The following is a 1,280-nucleotide window of genomic DNA, read 5'->3' on the forward strand; positions in this document are numbered from 1 at the left end:
GAGAACTTTTGGAGCTCATAGATAGATACTTTAAAGATCAAAGCTTGCTAGAAGGCATAGGTGAGTATTTGGTATATCAAAATAAATCCTGGATAGAGGTCAGAGAATTAGCTTTAAAAACTTTACATATTTTCGGATATGATTTAGGTGACTTTGATCTGTATTAAGCTCACGGAGACAGCACTTAAATAAAAAGGAAACCCAAATGCAAATTGACGGAAGAGAGATATTCTACAAAGGTAGTCTTATGTTTTATCTATGGCGAATGGCCTCTTTGGAATATCAGGATAAATATATTATTCATCCCACAATCGACGCATATGAGGATCCGTCAGAAATGGCAGAACTTCTGTGCACTGAATGCGAAAATGCTTTATTGGAGCAGTTTAAATTTTGCTTCTTGCCATACGAAAGGGAGATCTTAAAAGAGCTTGCAGAGCTTATTTATAAATACTTTAGAGACGGGAGTTTATTAAAGGGCGAGGAAGATGGCGATTATCTAGTTTATCACAATAAATCTTGGATAGAGGTTAGAGAGCTAGCTCTAAAAACAATCCATATTTTTGGCTACGATTTAGGTGACTTTGACCTATATTAAGCTCACGGAGCAGCACTTAAATAAAAGGAAACCCAAATGCAAATTAACGGAAAAGAGATATTTAGGAAAAGCGGACTTATGGTTAATCTATGTCGTATGGCATCTTTGGAATATCAAGTTGATCATTTGATACATCCTGCGGTTGAATATTACGAAAGCCCGTCAGAAATGGTAGAATTTTTATATACCGAATGCAAGAGTGCTTTATTGGAGCAATTTGAATTTTGCTTCCTGCCATACGAGAGGGATGCGCTAAGAGTACTTGTGGAACTTATAGATAAAAATTTTAACGACCGCGGCTTATTAGAGGCGGATGATTACGAATACCTAGTCCATCGCAATCCATCCTGGATAGAGGTTAGAGGGCTAGCTTTAAAGACTTTGCATATTTTCGGCTACAAACCATATAGCTTTAACTATGATTAAACCCGGATTAGACCTAGCAGAATGAAATTTATCCTACATATCTTTACTCTACTATGTCTAAGCACTCAAGCTTTCTCGGCATACGTAAGCGGAGCAAGCATAGACTCTGCTGCAAATTTAATCCTAAACGCCGAAAATGACGTAAATATAAATAGCGCAAAGGAGAAGCTAAGCTATAACTTTAAAAGCAAAGGAGGATATTATAAAGAGGATATCGTTAAGAATACAAGCTCCAGGCTTAACGCCAAAGATAATA

The 1,280-nt window shown here is 36.8% G+C and carries 3 protein-coding genes; all 3 read left to right on the forward strand.

Going from position 1 to position 1,280, the window contains the following annotated elements:
* Window positions 1–205 precede the first annotated feature (205 nt).
* On the forward strand, window positions 206–598 hold the full coding sequence (locus Q0537_RS09605) for a phytanoyl-CoA dioxygenase (RefSeq protein WP_299227590.1): 393 nt from the start codon (window positions 206–208) through the stop codon (window positions 596–598).
* Window positions 599–634: 36 nt separating this feature from the next.
* Window positions 635–1,024 carry a phytanoyl-CoA dioxygenase gene (locus tag Q0537_RS09610; RefSeq protein WP_299227593.1) on the forward strand — a complete coding sequence of 130 codons (390 nt, stop codon included), beginning with the start codon at window positions 635–637 and terminating at the stop codon, window positions 1,022–1,024.
* 21 nt (window positions 1,025–1,045) lie between these two features.
* On the forward strand, window positions 1,046–1,280 hold a 235-nt coding region (locus Q0537_RS09615), incomplete at its 3' end, for a hypothetical protein (protein WP_299227596.1).

Origin of the sequence: uncultured Campylobacter sp., assembly GCF_938017775.1 — a bacterium.
Taxonomy (GTDB): Bacteria; Campylobacterota; Campylobacteria; order Campylobacterales; family Campylobacteraceae; genus Campylobacter_B.

Coding starts and splice junctions, on each gene's coding strand:
- Q0537_RS09605 (WP_299227590.1), top strand. CDS start 206: ATGCAAATTGACGGAAGAGAGATATTCTACAAAGGTAGTCTTATGTTT.
- Q0537_RS09610 (WP_299227593.1), top strand. CDS start 635: ATGCAAATTAACGGAAAAGAGATATTTAGGAAAAGCGGACTTATGGTT.